The 527-nt window shown below is 48.0% G+C and carries 2 rRNA genes; both read left to right on the top strand.

Features of this window, described 5'->3' with window-relative positions:
- Window positions 1-148: ribosomal RNA gene (locus JJQ72_RS20310) — 23S ribosomal RNA — on the top strand; the annotation flags it as partial.
- A gap of 218 nt (window positions 149-366) precedes the next feature.
- Window positions 367-483 (top strand): 5S ribosomal RNA (rrf, locus tag JJQ72_RS20305).
- Window positions 484-527 lie beyond the last annotated feature (44 nt).

Below are 527 nucleotides of genomic sequence, written 5' to 3'. Positions count from 1 at the left end.
GCTGAAAGCATCTAAGCGTGAAGCCCCCCTCAAGATGAGATTTCCCAATACGTAAGACCCCTTGAAGACCACGAGGTAGATAGGTTGGAGGTGGAAGTGCAGCAATGCATGGAGCTGACCAATACTAATCGGTCGAGGGCTTATCCTAAAAGCTTTGCTTCGCAAAGCTAGCTACGAAAGCATCCGCAGAGCTTTACGAAGTAAAGCTAGCTTCGGAAGCATTACGCTAATGATCAAACTAACAACGCACATTCGTTTCGTATCTAGTTTTCAGGTGATCAAACATCTGAGCACACTGAGGGTGAATATCAAGGTTTGATATTTTCTCGCAGCGATTTTTGAAGAGCTATGCTCCGAAAAATCATGTTTGGTGGTGATGGCGGAAGGGTTCCACGCGTACCCATCCCGAACACGAACGTTAAGCCTTCCAGCGCCGATGGTACTTGGACCGCAGGGTCCCGGGAGAGTAGGACGCCGCCAAGCAAAGAAGAAACCGTTACTGCAGCTAATGCAGTAACGGTTTTTTT

Origin of the sequence: Paenibacillus sp. F411, assembly GCF_017582705.1 — a bacterium.
Taxonomy (GTDB): Bacteria; Bacillota; Bacilli; order Paenibacillales; family Paenibacillaceae; genus Paenibacillus_AQ; species Paenibacillus_AQ algicola.
The sequence above is the reverse complement of the archived record's forward strand: the minus strand, read 5'-3'. Positions and strand labels throughout refer to the sequence as shown.